Raw genomic sequence first — 25,161 nt, forward strand, 5'->3', positions numbered from 1 at the left:
AATACGCCACTGAAGCCGACACGACAAAATCATATACACTTTTATAATTATTGACTAAAAGTTTATTATACTCACATCATGCGCTTCCGGCACACCCTTTGCTCTAAAACGACATCTCAGTTTCCAGGCAAACAGAAGTAGTAAAGAAAACATAAGGAGGAGTATCCAAATGTTCAAGAAGATCAGCGTTGCCGTTCTGACCCTGGCCCTGGCCCTGCCGCTGGGCGCACAGGCATCCCCCATTGTCATCAAGTTCAGCCACGTGGTCGCCACCAACACCCCCAAGGGAGCCGCTGCCGAGTACTTCAAGAAGCTGGCAGAGGAGCGCACCAAAGGCAAGGTCAAGGTGGAGGTCTACCCCAACAGCCAGCTCTACAAGGACAAGGAAGAGATGGAGGCCCTGCAGCTGGGCGCCGTGCAGATGCTGGCCCCTTCCCTGGCCAAGTTCGCCCCCTTGGGCCTGAAAGAGTTCGAGGTATTCGACCTGCCCTTCATCTTTGACGACTACAAGGACCTCCATGCCGTAACGCAAGGACCGGTGGGGGCCAAGCTGCTCAAGAAGCTGGAAAGCAAGGGGCTGATGGGCCTGGCTTACTGGGACAACGGCTTCAAGGTCATGTCCGCCAACAAGCCGCTCAAGAATGTTGCCGATTTCAGGGGGCTCAAGATGCGCATCCAGTCCTCCAAGGTGCTGGACTCCCAGATGCGCTCCGTGGGTGCCATTCCCCAGGTCATGGCCTTCTCGGAAGTCTACCAGGCACTGCAGACCGGCGTGGTGGACGGCACCGAGAACCCGCCGTCAAACCTTTACACCCAGAAGATGCATGAAGTGCAGAAGTACGTCACCGTCTCCAACCACGGCTACCTGGGCTACGCCGTGCTGGTGAACAAGAAGTTCTGGATGGGCCTGCCGGCCGACATCCGCGCCACCCTGGAAGGGGCCATGAAGGATGCCACCAAGTACGCCAACGACATCGCCAAGAAGGACAACGACGACGCCCTGGCGGCAGTGAAGAAGTCCGGCAAGTCCCAGATCATCACCCTGACTCCGGCCGAGCGCCAGGCCTGGAAGAAGACCATGGACAAGGCCCACAAGGACAACGCTGCCCGCATCGGCAACGATATTGTCCAGGAAGTCTACAAGGCAACCGGCTACAACCCCAACTGATTCCTGCCTGATCGACACCGGCCGCTGCGGCCTCCGCAGCGGCCTTTTTTGCGACTATCCCCGGGAGATATCCAATGATGAAATACCTTGACCGTTTGGAGGAGATCGTCATCGCCTTCCTCATCGGTACGGCAACACTGATCATCTTTGCTGCCGTTCTCCATCGCTACACCGCCGGCCTGCCGATCCCCGGCCTGCAGGACTGGCTGCTGGGCATCAACCTGAGCTGGGCCCAGGAGCTCTGTATCTACATGTTCGTCTGGATGGCCAAGTTCGGCGCTGCCTACGGCGTCCGCACCGGCATCCATGTCGGCGTGGACGTACTGGTCACCCGCCTGCCGGAGCCATGGCGGATAAAGTGCGTGCTGCTGGGGATTACCGGCGGTGCGCTCTTCACCGGCATCATCGGCGCCCTGGGAGCCGCCTTTGTCTGGGAGAACGGCATGCATTACGCCGTCTACAGCAAGCTGGGGATGGATGTTTCGGAAATCATTGAAGGGCCCATCACGCCGGATCTTGAGTGGCCCACTTGGATCATCTATTCCGCCGTCCCCCTGGGGTCGTTCCTGATGTGCTTCCGTTTCCTGCAAGTGGGCTGGGCGTTCTTCCGCACCGGTGAGCTGCCCCATCACGACCACGGCCACGTGGAAGGCATCGAAGAGGAGACCGTGGACTCCACCGACGCCCTGGAAGAGTACGAGGAGCATAAATTTGCAGACGAGGCGACCAGGGGAGGTGTGAAATGAGTACCGCCGTAATCGGACTTCAGCAACTGACCAAGAAAAAAGCCGCTATTATACTTGCCGGCATAGCCGTCGTATTGTTCGGTCTGGGCTCCCTGGGGCATGCCGGTATCGTCTTTGCGCTGCTGGCCGGCCTGATGCTGACCGGCATGCCGATCTCCATCTCCCTGGGCCTGACCGTCTTGGTCTTTCTCTTCTTCTTCTCCAACGTCCCCACCGAGGCAGTAGCGTTAAAGCTCTTCACCGGCATCGAGAAGTTCGAGATCATGGCCATCCCCTTCTTCATCCTGGCCGGCAACTTCCTGACCCACGGCGGCGTGGCCAAGCGGATGATCAACTTCGCCACCGCACTGGTGGGACATTTCCGCGGCGGACTGGCCCTGGGTGGTGTGGTGGCCTGCGCCCTGTTTGCCGCGGTATCCGGCTCCAGCCCCGCCACCGTGGTGGCCATCGGCTCCATCCTGTTGCCGGCCATGGTCAAGCAAGGCTACCCGATGAAGTTCGGCGTCGGCGTCATCGGCACCGCCGGCGGCCTGGGGATCCTGATCCCCCCCTCCATCGTCATGGTCATTTATGCGGTGTCGGTGAACGAATCCATCGGCAAGCTGTTCATCGCCGGCATCATCCCCGGCCTGCTCCTGGCAGCGACCTTAATGGGCGTCACCTGGGTAGTGGCCAAAAAGCGCAACTACCCCTGCCAGCCCCGTGCTTCGGTTGGCGAGGTTATCCGATCCTTCCGGGAGAGTTTCTGGGGGCTGTTCCTGATCGTGGTGGTCATCGGCGGTATCTACTCCGGCCTGTTCACCCCCACCGAGGCGGCCGCCATGAGCGCAGTCTACGCCTTCTTCGTCTCGGTCTTCGTCTACCGCGACCTGGGGCTGAAGGACATCCCCAAGGTGCTGCTTTCCTCGGCCAGCATGTCCGCAATGCTGCTCTACATCATCACCAACGCCGTGCTCTTCTCCTTCCTGCTCACCTCCGAACAGGTGCCCCAGAACCTCACCGCCTGGATGGTGGGACTGGGACTCTCATCCGTCACGTTCCTGATCTTCGTCAATATCCTGCTGCTGGCGGCCGGCAACTTCATGGAGCCCTCCTCCATCCTGCTGATTACCGCGCCGCTGCTCTTCCCGGTGGCCATGGAGCTGGGCATCGATCCGATCCACCTGGGGGTGCTGATGACCGTCAACATGGAGATCGGCATGATCACCCCGCCGGTGGGCCTGAACCTCTACGTTGCCAGCGGCATATCACGGCTGGGACTGACCGAGACCACCAAAGCCTGTTTGCCTTGGATTCTGGTGATGCTGGTTTACCTCACCATCATTACCTACATCCCCGCCATCTCCCTCTGGCTGCCCAACCTGCTCTACAAGTAGCAGCCACAAGCCATACCCCCACTCCATCAGCGGGCCTGTCCAACGGACAGGCCCGCTGCATTTCTGACACATCCGTCAGAAAGAGGTCAGTTGCGTCCGCCATCCGATCCTGTTACAAACGCCCCACGCCCGATCGATGCCGGAGAGCCAGCGATGCGTATTCTGATTATTGAAGACGAGCAGAAAATAGCCGAGGCCCTGAAGCGGGGGCTGGAAGCGGAAGGGTACGAAGCGGTGACGGCTGTCACCGGCGAGGAGGGATTCTACTGCCTGAGCACCGAGTTCTTCAACCTCCTGCTCCTGGACCTGATGCTGCCGGGACGGGACGGGCTGGAGATTCTCACCACCATCCGCGACAAGGGGTACACCCTGCCGGTGCTGGTGCTGACCGGTCGCGACACGGTTGAAGACCGGGTACTGGGGTTGGACAGCGGCGCCGACGACTACCTGGTCAAGCCCTTCGCCTTTCCGGAGCTTTTGGCCCGCATCCGGCTGCTGTTGCGTCGGGGCAGACCTGAGCCGATGGGACAGGTATCCCTGGCCGACCTCGAGCTGAACCTCTCCACCCACCAGGCGCTCCGGGACGGACAGCTCCTGGACCTGACCCAACGGGAGTTCGAGCTGCTGGAATATCTGCTGCGGCACCAGGAACACGTGGTCTCCCGCGAGATGCTGGCCCACGACATCTGGAAGGTCAAGGAGCGTTCCACCCCGCTGGACAACGTGATCGACGTCAATATCGCCCGCCTGCGCCGCAAGGTGGACGGCCCCTTTGCCCGCAAACTGATCCGCACCATCCGTGGCGTCGGCTTCATGGCAACGGTGCGGGAGGCCCATGAACCGGCCCACTAACATCCGCCTGCGCTTCACGCTGCTCTACGGCGCCGCCCTGGTGGCGACGGTGGTGCTCTTTTCGGCCGGTGTCTACTACTTTGTGCAGAAACTGCTCTTCAGCCAGATCGACAACCACCTGCGCAAGGATCTGGCCACGGTTGTCGAATACCTGCGCCGCGACCCCGCCGGGCTGGAAAAGCTGGCCCGTTTCGGCTCCGTCCATTATTTCCGGGTACAAAAAAACGGCCGGACGCTGGTCTCGTCCAACGAGTGGCTCGAAAGCGGTCTGCAGTATCAACGGCCCGCTATGGCTTCGTCTCCGGAGCCGGTTTCCGTCATCAACGCCGACAACAAACCCTTCCGCATCATCAGCCGCCAGGAACAGGAAGACCAGCTCCAGTACCTGATCACGGTTGCCCATGAAGAGGGAACCTACCGCCGCACCCTGCGGACCCTGGGCCTGATCATCCTGCTGATCCTGCCGGTCTCCATCGCAGGCTCTCTGGCGGTGGGCTACCTGATCGCCGGCCGGGTACTGGCTCCCATCACGGCCATCACCCAACGGGCAGCAGATATTTCGGCGGAAAACCTGTCGGCCCGGTTGCCGGTGGACGGCAGTGACAACGAACTGAGCCGGCTGGCCGTGGTCTTCAACCAGACCTTCACACGCCTGGAGGAGTCTTTCGAACGGCTGCGGCGTTTCACCGCCGACGCTTCCCACGAGCTGCGCACCCCGCTGACCGCCATCCGCAGCATCGGCGAAACCGCCCTGCAACAGCAACCCGGCGCGCTGGACTGCCACGAAACCATCGGCAGTATCCTTGAGGAAACCGATCGGCTGGTACAAACCGTGGAAGCGCTGCTGATACTCAGCCGCGCCGACAGTCAGGCCCTTGAGCGGCAACCGGTGGATGTCGGCGAGCTGGTGGCTGACGTTGTCGACTTCCTCGGCGTGCTGGCTGAGGAAAAAAGCCAGAGGCTGCACTATCTCCGCAATACCGACCTGACCATTGCCGCCGATCCCGGCGTGCTCCGGCGCGCCTTTCTCAACCTGCTGGACAATGCCATCAAGTATTCACCGCAGCGGGGTGATATCACCATCGCCCTGTTCCGTAACGAACAGGGCGAGACGCTGCTGGACTTCGTCGATTGCGGTCCCGGCATTCCGGATGAGGAGAAGGAGCGGATCTTCAACCGCTTCTATCGTCTCGACGCCGGGCGGGCCCGCACGAACGGCGGTACCGGCCTGGGACTCGCCATCGCCAAAACCGCCGTCGAAGTCCACGGCGGCACCATCACCCTGCTGGATGCCCCATCAGGTGGCGCATGCTTCCGGATCAGTTTTCCCGGCTCCCGATCCTGACGGGAATGTCAGGAAAGCGTCAGTTGTCCCCCCTCACCGCCTTTGTTACAAAGGGATGCACGAATTCAATTCAATTTTCGGCAGCTCCGAAGCTCGAACACCAGAGGAGGAACAGCATGTACCGGACCGTAATGGCAGCAGCCCTGATCCTGACCGCCCTGCCCGCACTGGCGGCTCAGTATCCCACGGCACAACAGGCGGAGATCGCGCACCGCGCCACCTACGTTGGTGGCGACGCCTGCAAGGAGTGCCACGGCGACATCCACGCCACATGGAAAACCACCTGGCATACCCTGAAGGCAACCCAGGGGCCGGCACTGGGCAAGCAGAACGAGAAGAACATCTACGAGTGGGTTCGCAAGGACTGGGACAAGCTGGACACCTACCTGATCCTGGACCAGAAGGACAAGAACACCAACTACGTCATGACCAGGAAGATCAAGCCGGAAGAGGTCGGCTATGTGGTTGGCCAGATTCGCAAACAGCGCTACCTGGCCTACTATGACGGCTCCCCCACCGAGGCGTGGCTCCAGACCACCAAGGACGGCGGTATCTCCTGGAGCATCGACAAGAGCACAACCGTTCAGTTCCCCGGCAACAAGGACCGTGCCGGCTGGAAATTCCTGGTACTGGAAATGAAGCCGAAAGCCGGTGAGCTGAACAAGAACAACTACGGCGAGTACCGTTCATGGCAAGAGCGCTGCATCGGCTGCCACACCACCGGATTCGATGCCAAAGCCTGGGACACGGCCAAGGCGGAATTCAAAGCCGGCAAACGCGCCGACCTGAAGGACACCTTTGTTGCCGACCTGCGCGTAAGCTGTGAAATGTGTCACGGCCCCGGTGGCGTGCATGTAAAGAGTCCAAGCAAGGAAAACATCATTCAACCGGCAAAAATCACCGATGTTGCCGCACGTCAAATGGTCTGCGGTCAGTGTCACACACGCCCCGACAAGAACAACCACAGTCCGCTGGCCCAGGATCTGCGCGGTTACCGTCTGGGCGACCGCTACCAGGACTTCGCCTCCTATACCCGTCCGGCATGGGGCAAGGGCAACCGTCAGGTATCCATCGACGGCAAGGGGCGCCGCGACCATCAGATGGATATGGATATTCAGCTTTCCGTCACCATCAAGGGCGCCCACAGCGTTCATGCACAAATGGCCTGTTTCGACTGCCACGACTCGCATAGCATCGGTAACAACACGCAGAACCCGCGCCTGAAGAAATCCAAGGTCGAAACCTGCGCCGCCTGCCACAAGGGTCAGGCCGAGGCCGTGCTGAAGGTTCTGGATGGCCGCAAGGGCTGGGAAAAGGCGGGGTACCCCAACTGGGGCACCGAGTACGGCCGCAACGCCAACAATCAGCACATCTTCAACTTTGATGAGCAGGGCCGTTCCTATGGCCTCAAGCCGTCCCAGTACCACTGGGCCCTGAAGAAGGATGGCGACGCCAAGAAAGAGGCCGACTGGTCCGCCATCTGGCCCTGGGAAAAGGCAACCTGCGAGAAGAAGGGGATGACCGTCAAAGTGGGCGCCAAGCCCTGGGAAATGTAACACCCGGCAGATGAACCGCCGCTAAAAGGCCGCTTCTCCAGGAGCGGCCTTTTGGTCGTTTCTGTGGTATACATCGAGAAAACGTGATCGGGCGGGATAACGTCATGCTACGTGCTGAGCAGCTTGAAGTGGTACGCACAAACCGGGAGGGGACCACTGTCCGCATCCTGCACGGCATCTCTTTTACCGCCCGCCCCGGAGAAATCACCGCCATCGTTGGCCCCTCCGGCAGCGGCAAGAGCACGTTGATTCGCCTGCTGAACCGGATGAGTGACCCCACCGCCGGCACCATCTTCCTGCGGGACCGCTCCATTGCCGCCATCGATCCCCTGGAACTGCGCCGCCGGGTGTCCATGGTGCTGCAGAAGCCGTTCATGTTCGACGGGACAGTGCTGGAGAATCTGCAGCGTCCCTTTCGCTACCGGCGGGAGGTGCCGCCGGACGGCGATAGTGATACGCTGACAGAGCTGATGGCCCTGGTTCGCCTCTCCCCCGACCTGCTGCAGCGCGACGCCCGTTCCCTCTCCATCGGCGAACAACAACGGGTCAACGTGGCCCGTGCCCTGATTACCGGTCCCGAAGCACTGTTGCTTGACGAACCGACCAGCGCGCTGGACCGCCCCACCGCCGACCGCCTCGGCAGCACCCTGCACGATATCTGTCACACCCGTCAGCTGACCGTGATCATGGTCACCCATGACCTGCGCCTGGCCCGGCGGAACGCCGATCATCTGCTCTATCTGGAAAAAGGGTGCATTCTTGAGGATGGTCCGGCGGCGGCACTGCTGACCCACCCGCGCACCGGTGAGCTGCGGCGGTTTCTCGACGATCCGGCGGATGAGGAGGAGTGATGGAAACAACACACCTGGTGAGCCTGGGACTGACGGAACTGCTGCTGGCCTACGGTCTGATCCTGCTGGCCGCAGGCTTGGTCCGGCTGGAGCGGATCGGCCAGGAATGGCAGATGATCCGGGCCTCGTTGCGCATGGTGGTGCAACTGATCGCCGTGGGCTACCTGCTGCACGTCGTCTTTGCCGTCCGCAACCCCGGGCTGGTGCTGCTGATGCTGCTGGTGATGGCGCTCTTCTCGCTGCAGGTGCTGGGTTCGCGGGTGCAGCACCGGATGCCCCGCTTTTACCGGATCGTCGGCAGCTCACTGCTGGCGGGTTGCGGCGGGGTCACCTTCGTCTTCTGTGCCCTGGTGGTGGGGTACACCCCATGGTACGATCCCCGCTACCTGATCCCTCTTGCCGGCATGATCGTGGGCAACTCCATGAACGGCGCCAGTCTGGCCGCCGAGCGGCTTTCATCGGAGCTGCATGAGCGGCGGGACGAGATCGAAACCGCCCTCTGCCTGGGAGCCTCGTCCCGCCAGGCGGCGGAAAACGCCGTGCGGTCCGCCTTCCGGGCCGCGCTGATGCCCACCGTCAACACCATGGCCGCCACCGGCATCGTTTCACTGCCCGGCATGATGACCGGCCAGATCCTCTCCGGCACCGCCCCGATCCTGGCGGTACGCTACCAGATCGCCATCATGTGCGCCATCACCGCCGCCGTGGCGGTTACTTCGTTCATGATCCTGCTCCAGGGGCACCGCCAGTACTTCACTTCGGCCCATCAGTTGAAAGAGCGGGAGCTGCTGTAATTCTGATTCCATTTCAAGGCACTATCTTCGTTGGCTCGTCTTGGGCTCCTCGATGTACTGCGTGTACACCTGCGTCGCCGACCTCCTCGCCGCCTTGCTATCATCCTTGAACTGGCACCGGATAATTCCCCGTGCCGGTATCGCCAGCCTCGCGGTCAGAACAGAAAGAGCAAAAACAGCACTCCCACCGCGATCCGGTAGATGCCGAAGGAAACAAAGGTGTGGCTGGTGACGAAGCGCAGCAGCCACTTGATGCTTATTACGGCGAAAATGAAGGAGGTGACGAAGCCGACAGCGATGTTCTGCAGGTCGGACGCCTGGAAGACGGCGTGGTTCTTGTAGATGTCGTAGGCCGTGGCCGCCAGCATGGTGGGCAGGGCCAGCAGAAAGGAAAACTCGGCGGCGGCGGTGCGGCTCAGGCCGCACAGCAGGCCCCCCATGATGGTGGCCCCGGAGCGGGAGACGCCGGGAACCATGGAAAGACATTGCACCAGGCCGATCAGAAAGGCCTGACCGTAGGAGATATTCTGTACCTCCTCCACCGATGCCGGATGCCGTTTCAGGAACCATTCGATCAGGATGAAGGCAACCCCGCCCAGAATCAGCATGTAGCTGACCAGTGACGGCACGAACAGTGACTTGACCAGTTTGTACAGCAGAAAGCCGATGGTGCCGGTGGGCAGAAAGGCCACGGCCAGCTTCTTCAGCAGTTCGGGGTTGGCCACCAGCCGTTTGCAGTAGATGAACAGCACCGCCAGCATGGCCCCCAGCTGAATGGTCACTTCGAACACCTTGTGTCCGTCGGTCTGCTGCAGTTTCATCAGCGCCGACGCCAGGATCAGATGGCCGGTGGACGAAATCGGCAGGAACTCGCTCAATCCCTCCACCACCCCCAGCACGAATGCGTCAAGAAATGTCACAAATCATCTCCTTGTTAATGAGCTTCACTCCAGTTTTTTCCAAAGTTCATATCCACTTTCAGCGGCACCTGCAGCGGCACCGCCTGCGACATCTCCCGCTCAACCAGTACCTTCATTGCCGCGAGCTCCCCTTCCGGCACCTCGAAGACCAGCTCGTCATGCACCTGCATGATCAGGCGGCTCTGCAGACCCTCCGCAGCAATGGCCCGCTCCACCCCCAGCATGGCCTGCTTGATGATATCCGCCGCCGACCCCTGGATCGGGTAGTTGATGGCGTTGCGTTCCGCAAAGGAACGCAGGTTGTGGTTCGCGCTGGCGATGTCGGCAATGGGCAGTTTGCGCCCCAGGATGGTGGTGACGTACCCCTGTTCCCGGGCCTGCTGCACGCAGCGGTCCAGGAACCCCATGGCACCGCTGTGGCGCTCCTTGTAGGCGGCAATGAACTTCTCCGCCACGTTCCGGGCCACCCCCAGCTGCTTGGCCAGGGAAAAGGCCCCCTGACCGTAGATCACCCCGAAGTTGATGGTCTTGGCCTGGCGCCGCATCTCGCTGGTGACCATCTCCGGGAACAGGCCGAAAATCTCGCTGGCGGTGCGGGTATGGATGTCCTCGTCATTGCCGAATGCCTGACAGAAGACCGGGTCCGAGGACAAGTGGGCCAGCACCCGCAGTTCCACCTGGGAGTAGTCGGCCGCCAGGATGACGCTGCCCGCAGGCGCAATGAACGCCTCCCGGATGCGGCGGCCCTCTTCGGTGCGGATCGGGATGTTCTGCAGATTGGGGTCCGAGGAGGAGAGGCGGCCGGTGGACGTGACCGCCTGGTTGTAGGAGGTATGTACCCGGCCGCTGTCGTCGGCCAAACGGACCAGGGCATCGGCGTAGGTGGATTTCAGCTTGGCCAGCCCCCGGTATTCCAGCAGCAGCCGGGGAATCTCATGCTCTTCCGCCAGGCTGGTCAGCACCTCGTTGTCCGTGGACCAGCCGGTTTTCCCCTTGGTCTTCTTGGCCGTAGCCAGCCCCAGCTTCTCGAACAGTACCTCCCCCAACTGCTTGGGGGAATTGAGGTTAAACGGGCCACCCGCCAGTTCGTGGATTTGCGTTTCCAGCCGGGCCATCTGGCTGCCGAAATCTTCGGAGAGCCGCCCCAGGAATTCCCGGTCCAGCAGCACCCCGTAGCGTTCCATCCGGGTAAGAATCGCCATCAGCGGCATTTCCAGCCCGAAGAGCAGCTCCTCCTGTCCCGCCTCCCGCACCATGGGCAACAGCTTTTCGTGTATAAGCCAAGTAACGTCGGCATCCTCGCAGGCGTAACGGGTTGCCTCCTCAAGCCCCACCTCGCTGAAGTTGATCCGGTTCCTGCCGGTGCCGGTCACCTCGTCGTAGGAGATCATCCGGTGATTCAGGTGCTCCTGGGCCAGGGCATCCAGACCGTGCCCGCCCCGCGACGGGTTGAGGAGATAGGAGCAGAGCATGGTGTCGCACCAGCTCCCCTGCACCTCGATACCGGCGGTGTCCAGCACCTGCAGGTCGAACTTCAGGTTCTGTCCCACCTTGCGGACGGACGGGTTGCCAAAAACCGGACGCAGGCGGTCCAGCACCAGGTCACGGGAAAGCTGGCCGGGACTCAGGCCTCCCCCCCTCCCAACCTCCCCCCGCTGGGGGGAGGAGTCTGCGTCATCATTCCGTTGTTCGGAAAATGCGAACAGATCTCCCTCCCCAGGAGGGGGAGAGGCGGGGAGGGGTGAGCGGTGTCCCACCGGGATGTAGAAGGCTTCGTGGGGTTCAAGGGCGATGGATATCCCCACCAGGGAGGCGGTGCGGGGGTCCAGGCCGGTGGTCTCGGTATCAAAGGCAAAGGCGGGCGCCTCCTCCAGTCTCGTGACCAGACGCTCCAGTTGCTCCGGTGTCTGCACGCAGTGGTAGCGGTCGCTCTGCAGCGTGGCCCGGGCGGTCAGCTCCTTGATCAGGCTGAAAAAACCGTACTCCGAAAAGAGCTCGTGCAGCCGGGCCGTGTCCGGCTCCCGGGCCGCCAGTTCTTCGGGGTTCAGGTCATAGGGCACATCCCGCACGATGGTGGCGAGCCGTCGCGACAACCGGGCCTGCTCGGCAAACTCCCGCAGTTTTTCGCCGGTCTTGCCCGGCACCTCAGCGGCCCGCTCCAGCAGGGCATCCAGCGATCCGAACTGCTGGATCAGCTTGATGGCGGTCTTCTCGCCGATCCCCGGCACGCCGGGGATGTTGTCCGAACTGTCCCCGGCAAGCCCCAGGATATCGATCACCTTTTCCGGCCCCACCCCGAAACGCTCCTGCACCTGGGGGATATCCGAGGCCGTGTTCTTCATGGTGTCCAGCAGTGTGGTCCGGCCGGTGACGATCTGCATCAGATCCTTGTCGCCGGTCACCACCACCACCGTGCCGCCGGAAGCCTCCCAGCGGGCCGCCAGGGTGCCGATCAGGTCGTCGGCCTCGTACCCGGCCAGTTCCACCACCGGGATATTAAAGGCCCGCACCAGATCGCGGATCGGCTCCAGTTGCTGGCGCAGGTCGGCAGGCATCTCCTCGCGGTTGGCCTTGTAGGCCGGGTACAGCTCGGTGCGGAACGTGACCCGCCCCACGTCGAACACCATGGCCAGATGCTCCGGCTTGTAATCCTTCAGCAACTTCAACAACATCTGCGTAAAACCGTAGATGGCGTTGGTGGGAAAACCGCTGGGGGACGACAGCCGCTTGATGGCGAAATAGGCCCGGTAGAGATAGGAAGAACCGTCGATCAGGTAGAGGGTGGTGTTCATGGGGTGTCCGTGTCCGTTGTAGTGGTTGTGTGTGCAGATCAGAAGCCGGTAAACAGAAAATCAAGGACGGCAATGATCTCTTGCCGGTGCTCCTTGAGAGTGCCGACACGCTCTCCCAGGCTGCCGACCGCGAAACCGGCCAGCTCTGCCGTTGACAGCACCAAGGCTTCTTGTCCAAAGGAGAACACCGGGTTCAAGCACTGCCGCTTTGCCCGACGCCGTTGCCGTGTAGAGCGGGACAACCACCCTCGGTACAAAGATTGTGCAGAAGATCGGCCTGAACATCAAGCAGGTAGGGTATCGCCTCGCTGGTCTCGGGATTGGGGGTGCGGTAAAGATCAAACTGCGCCATCAGAACCTCCGCACACCGTCACAGAAAACCCCGTCCGCCGCAACGCGCCGGTTGCAGCTCGCAACAGCCTCCCGGTTTTCCGCATGCCCTCCTGGAGGTTAATAATGCCAGAAAGCCCTACTTTTAACAGGTCTTCCGTTTAGGAAAGCTTATGCGGTCACTTCAGAATAACACCGGCCTCCCCCTGGGCAACCACCTGCACCGACAGGCGGTCCTGTTGTACCGTTGCCTCGCCGAGGGAGAGGGACGTGACGGTGCCGGAGAGCCTGACCCGCTCGGCAAGCTGGATGGACGACAGCGCCGTGGAGGCTTTCAGACGGGTTTTCTCCACCTGCTCGGCCACGGCGCTGTCCAGCTTTTCCTTGATGGTGCTGCGGATGGCGCTGCTGAACAGCCAGCTGCCGGCGCTGATCAGCCAGCCGGCGTTTCTGGTGTCAAAATCCACTTCTTCAAAGGTCAGGGTGTTGGTCTGGCGGTTGTAGACCGGTTTGGCCAGCACCGTCAGCTCACCGTCGAAATCGCCGGTGGCGGTCAGGTTCACCACCAGACGGCCGCCATCCCCCTGCAGGTTGAACTTCTTTACCGTGATTTTCTTGTCCTCGCCAAAGGTCTTGTCCAGCAGCACCGGGTTCAGCGCCGTGACCAGATCATTAAAGAAGATGTCGGCGCCGAGTTGGATATGGAAGGTTTTGTCAAAGGCGGCCTGCTGCTGCACCGGCGGCAAGGGGCGCGGCGGAACGGCCGCCGGTTTCGGTCCCACCGTGATCTCGGCCCCGGTGATGACGCCGACGGCCAGCCTGATCCGGTTGTCCGTGGCCAGGAGCGGACTCATCACCACCCGTTCCGGGGTCAGTCTCAGCCAGGTGCTGAACTCCTTGCTGACCAGGGTGGGGGCAAAGGCGTTCTGCCAGAGGGGGGCGACCTTGGCCCGCAGCTGCACCGCATCGTTGACTTTGCCGTCGATGATCGGGGCCAGCAGCCGCTGCACCGGCTGGGTGATCCCTTCCATCAGGGCTTTGGGATTTACGGAGAGCGGCCCGAGCTTGAGCGTATCGGCCAGATTGTCCGAAAGACCGGTGTAGTACAGCTCGGTCTTCAGACGCCAGTCCGGCGCAACCTGTACCCTGGCCTTGAAGCGCAGCCCGGCCCGCAACGGGTAGCTTTCGTAGAAACCGTACCTGAAGGTTACCTGCACCGGCAGGGTCACGTGGATAAAGTTGTCGGCGGCCGCCACCGCCACCGGACCGGTGCGCAGCACCGTGACCGAGGTACCAAGCCCCCCTTGCCCCTTGTACAGCTCAGTGGGCAGGGATTGGTTCATGATGGCGGCAAGATCGGCGGCCGAGGTCTCGACACTCAGATTGATGGACGATGGCGGTAGAGCGGCGGCGGCCGATACGGTGCAAAATGTCAGCATGATGAAAAGCATGAGAAGATGGCGCAGCATGAATGAATTCCTTCCGTGGACTTAATCCTGTTCTCTGCCGCATAGTAGCCCACAGCATCGCCCCGCTTCAACAGCAAAGGAAAAAGCGGCTTGACAGCGCCCTCCTCCGGCGTATGAAATGGGTGCATACCACGCAAACGGAACCAGCCATGTTCATCTACTGCCTCGAACTGCACCTGTCCCTTGCCGCTGACTCCCTGAAGGAGAAACGCGGTATCGTCAAGAGCATCCTGGGACGTTGTCGCAACCGCTTCAATGTGTCCTGCGCCGAGGTGGACCGGCAGGATGCCTGTTCCGTCGCCGTGCTGGGGTTCGTGACGGTGAGCCCGGACAGGACCGTTGCCCGCGGCACCCTGGAACGTCTTGAAGACTGGGTTTACGACGGCTGGCCCGACGTGGAGATCACCGCTTCGCAGATCACGGAATTGTAGCCGGTTCTGGCGACGACTATGGACAATTGACAGTTCGCGGCGATCACCGGTATACTCGCCGCTCATGTCATGAAAATCACAGCACCCATCACATACGGAAATTTCCGCACACCCTGACGGCCCATGCCCGACCCCCACCATCATATCCCGGACCACTCTCCCCGGAATTATCTGCACAAGCTGGGCTCCAAGCTGCTGGAAGCGGTGGATCGCCGGTTTTCGAATCCGGAAACGGCCCGACGCAATCGCATACTGCTGCTGCTGGTCACCGCCGCCCTGCTGACCCTGATCCTGATGCCCAGCCAGCACCTGACCACGGCACGCTACCTGCCGGGGGAGATCGCCACCTCCGATATCCGCGCCAGCCAGGATTATCTGCTGGAAGACCGTCAGCTGACCGGCCAGCTGCGCCAGGAGGCGGCCAACAGCGCGCCTCTGGTGTATACCGTCAGCGATACCACCGCCTCGACCGTGACCGACGCCGTTGCCAAGGCGTTGACCGCGCTGCGCCGGCTGCGCAGCGAACAGCCGGGAGCCAGCCAGGCCGAACTGCGTGCCATGCTGGAGCCGATGTTGGAAGTACGGCTGTCGGAAGTCGAACTGCAGGCGCTTCTGCGGGTGCGCAATGACGAGGCGCTACTGGCCGATCTGCGCAAGCGTCTGACCGCCCTCTACCAGCGTCGGATCATCCTCGATGCCAAGGTATTCGGCTCCGACCGGCAACGGGGAATCGAGCTGCGCGACCTGGCCGGCCGGTTCCTGGGGACCGTCGGCACCGGCGATGCGGCGACCGAAATCGCCGAAGCCCGTCGCATGGTACAGGCTGGCCGCCTGGCCGGAACCGGCGGCAACGGGGGCGGCTACCACATCCTGGGCGTGGTGGCCCGGATGATGAAGCCCAATCTCTTCTTCAACCAGGATGCCAGCGAGGCCCGCAAGAATGCGGCGATTAACGCCGTAAAACCGGTGCTGTACCGCATCCAGAAGGGAGAAATGATCGTCCGTGTCGGCGAACGGGTCGGCCCCGAACAGGCCCAGAAACTGACGATGATCTACCAGGCCAGCCGTGGCGAGGGTACCCTGTACACGGCGCTGGGGATATTCGGCCTGGTGCTGGTGCTGTTCTACTTCCCCTACCGCTTCGCCTGTAGGAACATCCGCAAGTTCAACCCCACCAACCGGGACATTTTGGCCATCGCCATCATGATTCTGGGCAGCTTCTTCATCTTCAAGCTGGCCCTGCTGATCACCGCCAACATCGGTGCCGCCTTCCCGGCAGTCTCCGCCGCCTCCTATTATTACCTGTTCCCCTTTGCTGCCGGTGCCATGGTGGTGCGGATTCTGCTCAATTCGGAGGTGGCGCTGGTCTACTGCGTGATGATGGCGCCGCTTCTGGGCATCCTGTTCAACAGCAACATGTTCGTGGTGATTTACGCCCTGCTGGGCAGTGTGGTGGGAGCCCACGGCGTGCGCCAGTGCCAGGACCGCAGCACCATCTACACCGCCGGTAGCAAGCTGGCGGTGGTCAACCTGGCCATGGGACTCTGCTTCCAGACCATGACCGGTGCGCTGTTCACCGTTCAGACCCTGTATGTGGCCGCGTTCGCCCTGATCGGCGCGCTGCTCTCCGCCATGCTGGTGTCGGCCTTTATTCCGCTGTTCGAGTCGCTCTTCCACTACACCACCAACATCAAGCTGCTGGAGCTGGCCAACCTCAACTCGCCGCTCCTGCGGGACCTGATGGTGAAGGCGCCGGGCACCTACCATCACAGCGTGGTGGTGGGCAACCTGGTGGAGGCGGCTGCCGAGGCCATCGGCGCCAACCCGTTGCTGGCGCGGGTTGCCGCCTACTATCACGACATCGGCAAGGTGGCCAAGCCGCTCTACTTCATCGAGAACATGCAGGGGGGGGAAAACCGCCACGATAAGCTCTCCCCGCACATGTCGGCCCTGATCCTGATCTCCCACGTCAAGGAAGGGGAGGCCCTCGCCCGGGCGCAACGGCTGGGACGCCCGATCATCGACGTGATCCGCCAGCACCACGGCACCACCCTGATCAAATTCTTCTACGAAAAGGCCAAGAGTCAGTCCGAAGCCACCGGCCTGGCGGTGGAGGAACAGGACTTCCACTATCCCGGCCCCAAGCCCCAGACCCGCGAAGCCGGGCTGGTCATGCTGGCCGACGCGGTGGAGGCCGCTTCGCGCACCCTGGTCAACCCCACGCCGGACCGTATTCAGGGGATGGTGCAGAAGCTGATCAACCGGATCTTCACCGACGGCCAGCTGGACGAGTGCGAACTGACCCTGAAGAATCTGCACGAGATCGCCAAGAGCTTCAACCGTATCCTTGGAGCCATTTTCCACCACCGCATCGATTATCCCGAACCGGTACACAAGGGCGGGATCGGAGGCAAGAAACCCCATGCAGATCATGGTACGGAACAACCAGCGCCGCCATCCGGCTCCAGCCAGGGCCATCAGGGCGACGGCAGTGAGAATCTTAAGCGCCTTGGGATGTCCTGAGGGGACCGGGCTGTCGGTCTCCATTGTCGGCGACCATACCATCCGCCGCCTGAACCGGGAGTACCTCGGCAAGGACCGCGCCACCAACGTCATTTCCTTTTCCCTGCGTGAAGGGGAGTTCGGCGACCTGGCCGGCGGCCTGCTGGGGGACGTGGTAATTTCGGCCGATACCGCGGCGCGGGAAGCCGCGGCAAGCGGCATGAGCGGCTACGAACGCCTGTTGTTCCTTTTGCTGCACGGCACGTTGCACCTCTGCGGTTACGATCACGAACGCAGCGGCGAGGAGGAAGCACGGCGCATGGCGCGCAAGGAGCAGCAGCTCTGGAAGCTGCTGCAGCAGGAAGGGCTGACTGCCCTTCCGGAACGGTAATCAAGGGGAGAGGAGCATCGTGGAGGACGGGAACAGTCGACGAAGAAGCGGCGGGTTGCTGGAAATGATGAGCCGCCTGGTATCCGGACGCCGCAAGGTGACCGAAGAGGATATCCGGGATCTGATCGTGGTGGGCGAGGAAGACGGCGTCGTGGGAGAAGAGGAACGGGAGATGATCCGGGCCATCTTTGACCTGGATTCCACCGTGGTGCGGGAGATCATGGTCCCCCGTACCGCCATGGCCGCCATCTCGGTGGATGCTTCCATCCGGGAAACCCTGGACGCCATCATCGCCTGCGGCCATTCCCGCCTGCCGGTCTTTGAGGGGACCCTGGACAATATCATCGGCCTGCTCTACGCCAAGGACCTGCTCAAATGCTGGGGAATGGAGCCGGAGCGGATCAGTATCCGCAACTTGCTGCGCCAGCCGTTCTTTACCCCGGAAACCAAGAACCTGGAAGAGCTGCTGCAGGAGTTCCGTAAAAAGCGGGTACACCTGGCCATCGTTATCGACGAGTACGGCGGCACCTCCGGCCTGGTCACCATCGAGGATCTGCTGGAGCAGATCGTGGGCGACATCCAGGACGAATACGATGTTGAACAGGAGCTGTACAGCGTCGAACCGGACGGGGCACTGACGGCCGATGCCCGACTGCCGGTGGAAGAGCTGGAGGAACGGTTCGGCATGGCCATTGAGCGGGATCAGTTCGATACCGTCGGGGGACTGGCCACCCATCTGGCCGGCGGCATTCCCGCCACCGGCACTGTCATTGCCGGTGCGGGATTGACCATCGAAGTGCTTGACGCCGACCCCCGGAGGGTCAAGAAAGTCAGGATACGTCGCATACCACCACTTACGGATCACCACGAATCGTGAAGAAACTCTCCGTTGTTTCCATGACCGCCCTGCCCGGCGTGCCGGTGGCCCTGGCCCTTTGCTCGGGACTGCTGACGGCCCTTTCCTTCCCCAAGGTGGAACTTTCCTTCCTGGCCTGGATCGCGCTGATTCCGCTCCTGACCGCGCTGGAGGGGCAGACGCCCCGCGCGGCGTTCCGGCTCGGCTTCATAGCCGGCCTTACGGCCTACGCCGGCCTGCTCTACTGGGTCATCATCGTCATGACCGAATACGGCCATCTGCCGCTGTTTGCCGGCATTCCCCTCTGGCTGCTGCTCTCCTGCTGGCTGGCCCTGTTCAGCGGTGCCGCTTCCTGGGCGGCGGTGCTGGGGGAGCGCTGGGGGATAAAGGCCGCACTGATCTTTCCCCTGGCCTGGGTGGGAGCCGACTACCTGCGCAGTTTTCTTCTGACCGGGTTCCCCTGGACCATGCTCGGACACTCCCAGTACCGCCTGCTGCCCTTGATTCAGGTGTCCGACCTGACCGGCGTTTACGGCGTCACCGCCCTGATCGTGCTGGCCAACGTGGTGCTCTACCGCATCCTGCGGGCCGTTGCCGGTGCCCGGGTCCCCTACCCGGCCAAAAGCGCCGCCGTCCTGGTGCTGGCCCTGGCCGGCACCCTCTGGTACGGCTTCCACCGCCTCAACCTCAATCAGATCCCGCCGGCCGGCACAACGCTCAAGGTGGCCCTGATCCAGGGGAACATCGACCAGTCGGTCAAATGGTCGCCCGCCTTCCTGGACGCCACGCTGGACATCTACAGCACCCTCACTCGCCAGGCCGCGACCCAGACCCGCCCCGATCTGGTGGTCTGGCCGGAAAGCGCAGCACCGTTTTTCTTCCAGGATGATGGTCCCCCCTCCCAGCGCATCCGCGGACTGGCCCGCGAGCTGGATACCGCCATCCTCTTCGGCAGCCCGGCCCTGGAACAGCGCAACGGCAGGACGGCCTACCTGAACAGTGCTTTCCTGCTGGACCGGCGGGGCAACCTGCTGGGACGCAGCGACAAGATGCACCTGGTCCCCTTCGGCGAATACGTCCCCCTTGCCCGGCTGCTCCCCTTTGTCAAGAAGCTGGTGCACGGCATCGGCGACTTCGTGCCGGGCCGCGAAATCAGGCCGCTCAACGCAAGCGGCCTGCCGCTGGGGATACTGGTCTGCTACGAGGCGATTTTCCCGGAGCTGGCACGGCAGCATGTCGCCAGCGGCAGTCGGGTACTGGTCAACATCACCAACGACGCTTGGTTCGGCCGCTCGTCGGCACCCTACCAGCATCTGGCCATGGCGGCCTTCCGGGCCGTGGAGACCCGCACCCCCCTGGTGCGGGCCGCCAATACCGGCATTACCGCCCTGGTGGATCAGAATGGCCATATCAAGGGGATGACGCCGCTGTTCAAGGAGGCGGTGATGGTGGGCGAGGTCCGCAGCGGCAGCGCCGGTGCACCCTACCTGCTGATCGGCGACCTGTTCGCCCGCGGCTGTCTGCTGTTCTGCGTCCTGATCCTGCTGGTGCAGTGGCGGCGAAACACGAACCGTATTCCCCGTGTCACGAAAGGAGACGCTCCATGAAGGTCCTCGTCGACCTCTGCATTGTTCCCTTGGGGGTGGGGGTGTCCCTGTCCCCGTACATTGCCGCCTGTGAGCGGATACTGGCCGATGCCGGGCTGAAGACAGCACTGCATGCCTATGGTACGAATATCGAGGGAGAGTGGGATACGGTCTTCGCCGCCGTCAAGCGCTGCCACGAGGCGGTACATGCCCTGGGAGCCCCTCGCATCACCACCACCATCAAGCTGGGCACCCGCACCGACCGTCAGCAGACCATGGAAGATAAGATCAACAGCGTGCGGGACAAGCTGGCGTAGCTGCCGCGGCCCCCGCGCCAGACCTGCCGGAAACCGCTCGCCGCGCCGCACCGTTGCCGGCAGATACCAGAAAGGAAGCGATCGAACCTATGGGAGTTTATTCAAATACCGTCAGCTTTGCCCAATACCGCATCCAGGGAGAACTCCCCGGGGAGGAACGCTTCGACTGGCTTGCTGCGGCGCTGTCGGGACGCATTTTCAGGAGCATCGAACAGTCGGCGGAGGAACAGGCCGAAGGCTGGACCTGCACCGACCGGCCGGACGACCCCGCCTTCGCGGCCGCGGCTGACTTCTGGCGCGACCGTTACCTCTTCTTTACCTACCGCCGTGATCAGCGTCGCATACCGTCCGCCTTGCTCAAATCCCATCTCGGCCGGGCCGAAGGGGAAGAACTGGCCAAGCGCCCCGAACTGAAGCGCCTTCCCAAACAGAAACGGGAAGAGCTCGCCGAACGGGTGAAGCTGGGACTCCTGTCCAGGACACTGCCCACACCGGCCACGGTGGACCTGGTCTGGCAGCAGGACGAGGGGCTGCTCACCCTGTTTTCCTCCTCCGCCAAGGCCATGGAGCGTTTTGAGGAGCTGTTTCCCAAGAGCTTTGAAAACCTGCGCCCCCAGTTGATCTACCCCTACGCCCGCGCCCTTTCCCTGCTGGACGAGGCCGGCCGGGAACGGCTGGCAGCCCTGAACCAGGCCGCTTCCGAGGCTGCGCTGGACGAAATCCGGAGCAACGGCTGGCTGGGGGCGGAGTTTCTGCTCTGGCTGCTGCAGGGTGGACTGGAGGGAGGAAGCTTCCGGGTGATGGTGCCGGGGCGGTACGAGCAGGGGACTGCCTTTGCCGCCTGGATCGACGACCGGATTCAGTTGCAGGGGGCCAGCGAAGCCGGACCGCAGAAGGTGGCGGTAAGCGGCTCCCAGGACAGCTACCTGGAAGCCCGCTCGGCCCTGAAAAGCGGCAAAAGCATCAGCAACGCCGCCATCCACCTGGAAATGGGCGAGCTTGAGTGGCGTTTCGTGCTGAACGCCGAGCTGTTCACCTTCGGCTCCTTCAAATGCCCGCCGGTCAGGATCGAACGGGAGGGGGCTGAGGAACTCTCCGAACGGGAGTCGGCCTTCTTTGAGCGGATGTACCTGCTGGAGGCCGGCCTGCAGCTGTTCGACAGCCTTCTTGCCGCTTACCTGCAGGAGCGCCTGGGGGATGCCTGGGAGGAACGCCTGCTGACGATCCGGGATTGGCTGGAGGCGGCGTAGCCCGGCAACACGGCGCGAGGCCGGACAGTCACCGGCCTCGCGCCGGAGCCACGATCACGGGGGTGTCGCGGAGCGGTCGGCTCCCGGCGCCCCCTTCCTATTTGAAGATGCCGCTGATCGAACCAGCGGGATAGGCAGCGTTTTTCACCGTCAGCTCGCTGGCATCGAGATTGAAGATGCTGGCGCCCCGACCGGCGGTATTGCCGCTGAAACCGCCCCCCTCCACGCTGACCACGGTCGCCTCCAGTTGCGAGGCACGGCTGAGCTCGTATATGGCGCCGCCGCTTTCCTTCGCACTGTTGCCGCTGAAGGTGCTGTTGCTGAAGGCGACATGGGAGCCGTAGTCGGCATAATAGGCGCCGCCATCCGCTGCGGCGCTGTTGCCGGTGAAAGAACAGTTCGCATACCCGGAACGATTCCCCTCGCGATCCATGACGGCGCCGCCGTAAACCGCCCGGTTGTTCTCGAAGACCGTTTCCGTAACCGTCAGCGTGGCCTTGCCGAAGGCGTAAATGGCTCCCCCCTCCAGCGCCTCGTTATGCTCGAAGCGGCAGTTGGTGATGGCCATGGTGAAACCGACGGCCGGATCGTGGGGCAGGAAGGTTTTGCCGGCATGATAGGCCAGCAGACCGCCTCCCTTGCCGTTGTAGGTCATGCCGTCCGCCTTGCCGTCACGGATGGTCAGCCGGTCCAGCACCGCATTGTTCGCACCGTAGAGCACGTGCGGATAGCGGTACTCCCCCTCGGTCGTCCGGGCGCTGAGGATGGTGGCATGGCCGGCTCCGCGTTGTGTCAGCGCGGTCTCAGTACCGGCAAACCCGCCGTAGAGCTTGACGTCGTCATAGAGGATGAAGGCGGCGATCCTCCCCTCCACCTGCCGTAGCGGCCGGTAGGTACCGGCCTTGATCCAGACCGACGCCTTGCTCAGCGAGGCCAGCTCGATCGCCTGTTGCAGGTCGGTAAGGGGGCTGCTCCAGGAGCTGCCGTCGCCGCCGGCCGCGCCTTTGGCGGCCGGCGCCACGTGGATCACCGCCCCTGCCGCTGCCGCGCGGTTTACGGCGGGACGGGCGTATTCCTCCCGATAGGTGATGGTGGCGTTGTTCTGGTTCAGGAAGTTCAGCAGTTTGGCGACCAGGGGATTCAGGAGGAGCCCTTCGCCGTCCAGTGCGGGCTGAAACCCGGCAGCAGTATCCGGCGTATCGCGCAGGTCATGCTCCGTGAGCTGCCCCTTCAGCTTGCTGATGGCGATGAAGCGGTTCAGCGGCACGGTCTGCCCCTGCGGTGCCGTCGAGTCGAGCACGGCAACCAGATCCTCGTGCCAGTTGTAGATGTCGTCGACCGTGGACCTGATCAGCACCGGGTTGTTGTTGGCGCCGGTCCCCTGGTACAGTCCCCTTCCCAGCCCGCTGTCGGCCCGGTTGTTTCTGATGGTGACGTTGACCAGCAGCGGTGACGAGCCGCCATCGTTGCCGATGGCGCCGGCACTGACGGCACTGTTGTTCTCGAACAGGCAATTGAGCAGCAGCGGGGAGGCGGCAAAATCATTGTACAGGGCGCCTCCCTTGTCCTGACTGCGGTTATTGAGAAAACGGCAGTTAATGAAGAGCGGCATGGCCCCCAGGTCGTTACTGACCGCACCGCCACGCACCTGGGCGGTGTTGTCGATGAAATCGACATTGATGAACTTCGCCTGTATGCCGCCCGGCTTGCGGACGTTGTAGACCGCCCCGCCCTTGGGAGAGTAATTGTTCCTGAAAATGCAGTTGCGCACGATCGGGCTGACCATGAAGTTGCGCATGCCGCCACCGACAACCATATCGTTTTTCAGGATGTCGGCCGGCACCAGGTGCATCCGCGCCTCATCGACGGCATAGGCGTCGGAGATGGTGAAGCCGTCGAGAAGGGCGTTGTTCGCCCCGATGACGATGGTACGGGTGTTGCGGGTTTTGTCCCCCCTGCCGATATTGCCGCTCAAGATGGTGGGATGCTTGCGGACATCCCGCTGCTCCCGCGTTGTTTCCGTGCCGCCGAAGCCGCCGTAGAGCGCGGTGTTTTCCCGCAGGACAAAGGAGACCGCCGGGTCGGCGGCATCCGGATAATAGCTGCCCCGGGCGACCCAGACTTCATCCCCCTCCCCCACTGCGGCAAGGGCGCTCTGCAGGGAGCGGAAGGCGGAGGCCCAACTGCGGCCATCCTGGCTGCCGCTGCCGGCATGGTTGACGTACCAGATCCGGCCGGCGGACGCCTGTGTCGTCAGTGCAAGCATAATGGCTCCAATCAGCATGAGGCTACGAAAACAGGCCATGATCATCCCCGTCCTTCCTACTGCTGCTGCCTGTCCACCAGGCTGTCAAACCACCGCTTCTGGTCCACGACGCCGAAAATGAAGGTCCCCCGGTGGTCGGCCCGATCACCGGCAAACACCGCCGTTGCCGCGGCGCCGCCCACGGCCTCCTGGTAAGTTACCGGCAGGGTGGCTATGTAGGGGGCGACTACTTCGTCCGCCGTGCCGTAATAGTAACGGCTGGGAGTCGTGTAGCGCCACTGGTAGGCCTGGTTTTGATGTAGTTGCCGATAGAAACGGTTTGCCATCAGCGAGCTGGCAGCGGCAAAGTCGTCCTGGAACAGTTCGCTGATCGACTTCGGCAACTTCGGTGACGCCTCACTCCAACCGATACGATTTTCGTAGAAGTCACGGGCGGTCTGCCAGTACTGGGGCTTGAGCGCCGCTTTACTCAACCCCGGCAGGCCATAGTAGTGCTCGTAGGAATTGACCAGCAGCACCGCGCTGCCCACCAGCCAGTCGGCGTCCAGGCTGGTGCGCCGATTGATCCAGCGATTCAAGAGAAGATACAGGTCAGTGGGCGTGCTGGCGGTGGCGGCGGCCTTCACCGCTATCCCCAGGCTTTCGAGCCGGTTACGGAACTGCATGGTGTTCCAGGCCCCCTGAGACCAGCCGCTCAGAAACAGGTCGCCGGTGGTGAGCTTCAGATCGGCAAGCACCGCCCGGGCCGCCACCAGCATATCGTAACAGGCCTGCACCGTACTCTCCCTGACCATATAGCTGTCCGGCGCCGGCGAGCTGCCCTTGCCGATGTAGTCGGCAGCGATCACGATATAGCCCTGGCCGGCGAACTGGGCGATCATCACCCGGGTTTCCATGGACTGCTCGGGAAAGGACGGGACCTCGTTCCGGGTGAAGACGGTACCGTGCTGGTAGGAGACCAGCGGGTAGCTGGCGGCTGCCCTGTCCGGCACGGCAATGAGGCCGGCCACCTCCACCGGACGGTTCTCCTGCTCGGGGATCACGGTGCGATAGCTGACCCGGTACAGTTTCACCCCATTTCGGGCCGGTGCCAGGACAAGGTCGCTTTTGATTGTCTTGAACTCCTGCAATTCCGTGGTGCCGATCCTGTTCAGCCGGGCCACGTCATAGCTGCCGAGCAACTGATAGCTCACGCCGTTTGCCAGCGTCACCGCAGCACCGCCCGCAGCAGACACCGGAGCAGCCGGGAGCGCCATCAGCAGCGCGGCCACCATCCCCCATACGAATCGAGCCATTGTCGCCTCCTGTTCAGGGTGCCGGAATATCGCACACCGGTTTTTGGGTGGTAAGGGTACCGTACTCC

The 25,161-nt window shown here is 62.4% G+C and carries 22 protein-coding genes and 1 pseudogene; 15 read left to right on the top strand and 8 right to left on the bottom strand.

The features are described from left to right. The first annotated feature begins 169 nt into the window (after positions 1–169). The 8 genes from RAK07_RS09550 to RAK07_RS09585 all read left to right on the top strand — a co-directional run bounded on the left by RAK07_RS09550 (position 170) and on the right by RAK07_RS09585 (position 8,688). Positions 170–1,168, top strand: coding sequence for a TRAP transporter substrate-binding protein (locus tag RAK07_RS09550; RefSeq protein ID WP_305732605.1), 999 nt, complete (start codon positions 170–172; stop codon positions 1,166–1,168). Positions 1,169–1,242: 74 nt separating this feature from the next. Beyond that, on the top strand, positions 1,243–1,914 hold the full coding sequence (locus tag RAK07_RS09555) for a TRAP transporter small permease (RefSeq protein ID WP_305732606.1): 672 nt from the start codon (positions 1,243–1,245) through the stop codon (positions 1,912–1,914). Beyond that, a complete protein-coding gene (locus RAK07_RS09560; protein ID WP_305732607.1) occupies positions 1,911–3,290 on the top strand; it encodes a TRAP transporter large permease in 1,380 nt (459 codons plus the stop codon). Before RAK07_RS09555 ends, RAK07_RS09560 begins: the two co-directional genes overlap by 4 nt. A gap of 153 nt (positions 3,291–3,443) precedes the next feature. Continuing rightward, entirely contained in the window at positions 3,444–4,142 is a 699-nt protein-coding gene (locus RAK07_RS09565; protein ID WP_305732608.1) for a response regulator, read from the top strand. Beyond that, positions 4,126–5,487, top strand: coding sequence for an ATP-binding protein (locus RAK07_RS09570; RefSeq protein WP_305732609.1), 1,362 nt, complete (start codon positions 4,126–4,128; stop codon positions 5,485–5,487). The genes RAK07_RS09565 and RAK07_RS09570 overlap by 17 nt, the downstream gene beginning before the upstream one ends. A 116-nt stretch (positions 5,488–5,603) precedes the next feature. After that, a complete protein-coding gene (locus RAK07_RS09575; RefSeq protein WP_305732610.1) occupies positions 5,604–7,043 on the top strand; it encodes a multiheme c-type cytochrome in 1,440 nt (479 codons plus the stop codon). A gap of 104 nt (positions 7,044–7,147) precedes the next feature. Continuing rightward, entirely contained in the window at positions 7,148–7,894 is a 747-nt protein-coding gene (locus RAK07_RS09580) for an ABC transporter ATP-binding protein (RefSeq protein WP_305732611.1), read from the top strand. Then, positions 7,894–8,688, top strand: coding sequence for an ABC transporter permease (locus tag RAK07_RS09585; RefSeq protein WP_305732612.1), 795 nt, complete (start codon positions 7,894–7,896; stop codon positions 8,686–8,688). Before RAK07_RS09580 ends, RAK07_RS09585 begins: the two co-directional genes overlap by 1 nt. 155 nt (positions 8,689–8,843) lie before the next feature. On the opposite strand, the gene RAK07_RS09590 is transcribed toward RAK07_RS09585, so the two are convergent. From RAK07_RS09590 to RAK07_RS09610, 6 genes and pseudogenes are all read right to left on the bottom strand, one after another. After that, positions 8,844–9,608, bottom strand: a complete 765-nt coding sequence (locus tag RAK07_RS09590; protein ID WP_305732613.1) for an undecaprenyl-diphosphate phosphatase — start codon at positions 9,606–9,608, stop codon at positions 8,844–8,846. A gap of 14 nt (positions 9,609–9,622) precedes the next feature. Continuing rightward, complete coding sequence (gene polA, locus RAK07_RS09595; protein WP_305732614.1) at positions 9,623–12,400, bottom strand: DNA polymerase I; 2,778 nt, start codon at positions 12,398–12,400, stop codon at positions 9,623–9,625. Positions 12,401–12,438: 38 nt separating this feature from the next. After that, the gene (locus tag RAK07_RS09600; protein ID WP_305732615.1) at positions 12,439–12,561 is read right to left on the bottom strand and encodes a CcdB family protein; all 123 of its coding nucleotides are present in this window, start codon (positions 12,559–12,561) and stop codon (positions 12,439–12,441) included. A 32-nt stretch (positions 12,562–12,593) separates the two neighbouring features. Next, positions 12,594–12,752 (bottom strand): CcdB family protein, encoded by a 159-nt coding sequence (locus RAK07_RS09605; RefSeq protein ID WP_305732616.1) that lies wholly within the window; start codon positions 12,750–12,752, stop codon positions 12,594–12,596. Continuing rightward, a pseudogene (locus tag RAK07_RS14065) lies at positions 12,752–12,823 on the bottom strand (type II toxin-antitoxin system CcdA family antitoxin); the annotation flags it as partial. The gene RAK07_RS09605 and the pseudogene RAK07_RS14065, both read right to left, overlap by 1 nt. 86 nt (positions 12,824–12,909) lie before the next feature. Next, the gene (locus RAK07_RS09610) at positions 12,910–14,199 is read right to left on the bottom strand and encodes a DUF4403 family protein (protein WP_305732617.1); all 1,290 of its coding nucleotides are present in this window, start codon (positions 14,197–14,199) and stop codon (positions 12,910–12,912) included. A 149-nt stretch (positions 14,200–14,348) separates the two neighbouring features. Here RAK07_RS09610 and RAK07_RS09615 point away from each other — a divergent pair, with 149 nt between their 5' ends. From RAK07_RS09615 to rdgC, 7 genes are all read left to right on the top strand, one after another. Further along, positions 14,349–14,630: a DUF503 domain-containing protein gene (locus tag RAK07_RS09615; protein WP_305732618.1), complete on the top strand. Its 282-nt coding sequence runs from the start codon at positions 14,349–14,351 to the stop codon at positions 14,628–14,630. A gap of 123 nt (positions 14,631–14,753) precedes the next feature. Then, a complete protein-coding gene (locus tag RAK07_RS09620) occupies positions 14,754–17,153 on the top strand; it encodes an HD family phosphohydrolase (RefSeq protein ID WP_305732619.1) in 2,400 nt (799 codons plus the stop codon). Continuing rightward, the gene (gene ybeY, locus RAK07_RS09625) at positions 17,122–17,523 is read left to right on the top strand and encodes an rRNA maturation RNase YbeY (RefSeq protein WP_309550369.1); all 402 of its coding nucleotides are present in this window, start codon (positions 17,122–17,124) and stop codon (positions 17,521–17,523) included. Before RAK07_RS09620 ends, ybeY begins: the two co-directional genes overlap by 32 nt. A gap of 16 nt (positions 17,524–17,539) precedes the next feature. Continuing rightward, positions 17,540–18,400 (top strand): hemolysin family protein, encoded by an 861-nt coding sequence (locus RAK07_RS09630; RefSeq protein WP_305733504.1) that lies wholly within the window; start codon positions 17,540–17,542, stop codon positions 18,398–18,400. Positions 18,401–18,420: 20 nt separating this feature from the next. Beyond that, entirely contained in the window at positions 18,421–19,986 is a 1,566-nt protein-coding gene (gene lnt / locus RAK07_RS09635) for an apolipoprotein N-acyltransferase (protein ID WP_305733505.1), read from the top strand. Further along, positions 19,983–20,282 carry an MTH1187 family thiamine-binding protein gene (locus RAK07_RS09640; RefSeq protein ID WP_305732621.1) on the top strand — a complete coding sequence of 100 codons (300 nt, stop codon included), beginning with the start codon at positions 19,983–19,985 and terminating at the stop codon, positions 20,280–20,282. Before lnt ends, RAK07_RS09640 begins: the two co-directional genes overlap by 4 nt. Positions 20,283–20,371: 89 nt before the next feature. Next, positions 20,372–21,532 carry a recombination-associated protein RdgC gene (gene rdgC, locus RAK07_RS09645; RefSeq protein ID WP_305732622.1) on the top strand — a complete coding sequence of 387 codons (1,161 nt, stop codon included), beginning with the start codon at positions 20,372–20,374 and terminating at the stop codon, positions 21,530–21,532. A gap of 97 nt (positions 21,533–21,629) precedes the next feature. Here rdgC and RAK07_RS09650 read toward each other — a convergent pair whose 3' ends face one another. After that, positions 21,630–23,798: a right-handed parallel beta-helix repeat-containing protein gene (locus RAK07_RS09650; protein WP_305732623.1), complete on the bottom strand. Its 2,169-nt coding sequence runs from the start codon at positions 23,796–23,798 to the stop codon at positions 21,630–21,632. A 56-nt stretch (positions 23,799–23,854) separates the two neighbouring features. Next, the gene (locus RAK07_RS09655; protein ID WP_305732624.1) at positions 23,855–25,093 is read right to left on the bottom strand and encodes an alpha/beta hydrolase family protein; all 1,239 of its coding nucleotides are present in this window, start codon (positions 25,091–25,093) and stop codon (positions 23,855–23,857) included. Positions 25,094–25,161: the final 68 nt, after the last annotated feature.

It is taken from the genome of Trichlorobacter ammonificans (genome assembly GCF_933509905.1).
GTDB classification, from domain to species: Bacteria; Desulfobacterota; Desulfuromonadia; order Geobacterales; family Pseudopelobacteraceae; genus Trichlorobacter; species Trichlorobacter ammonificans.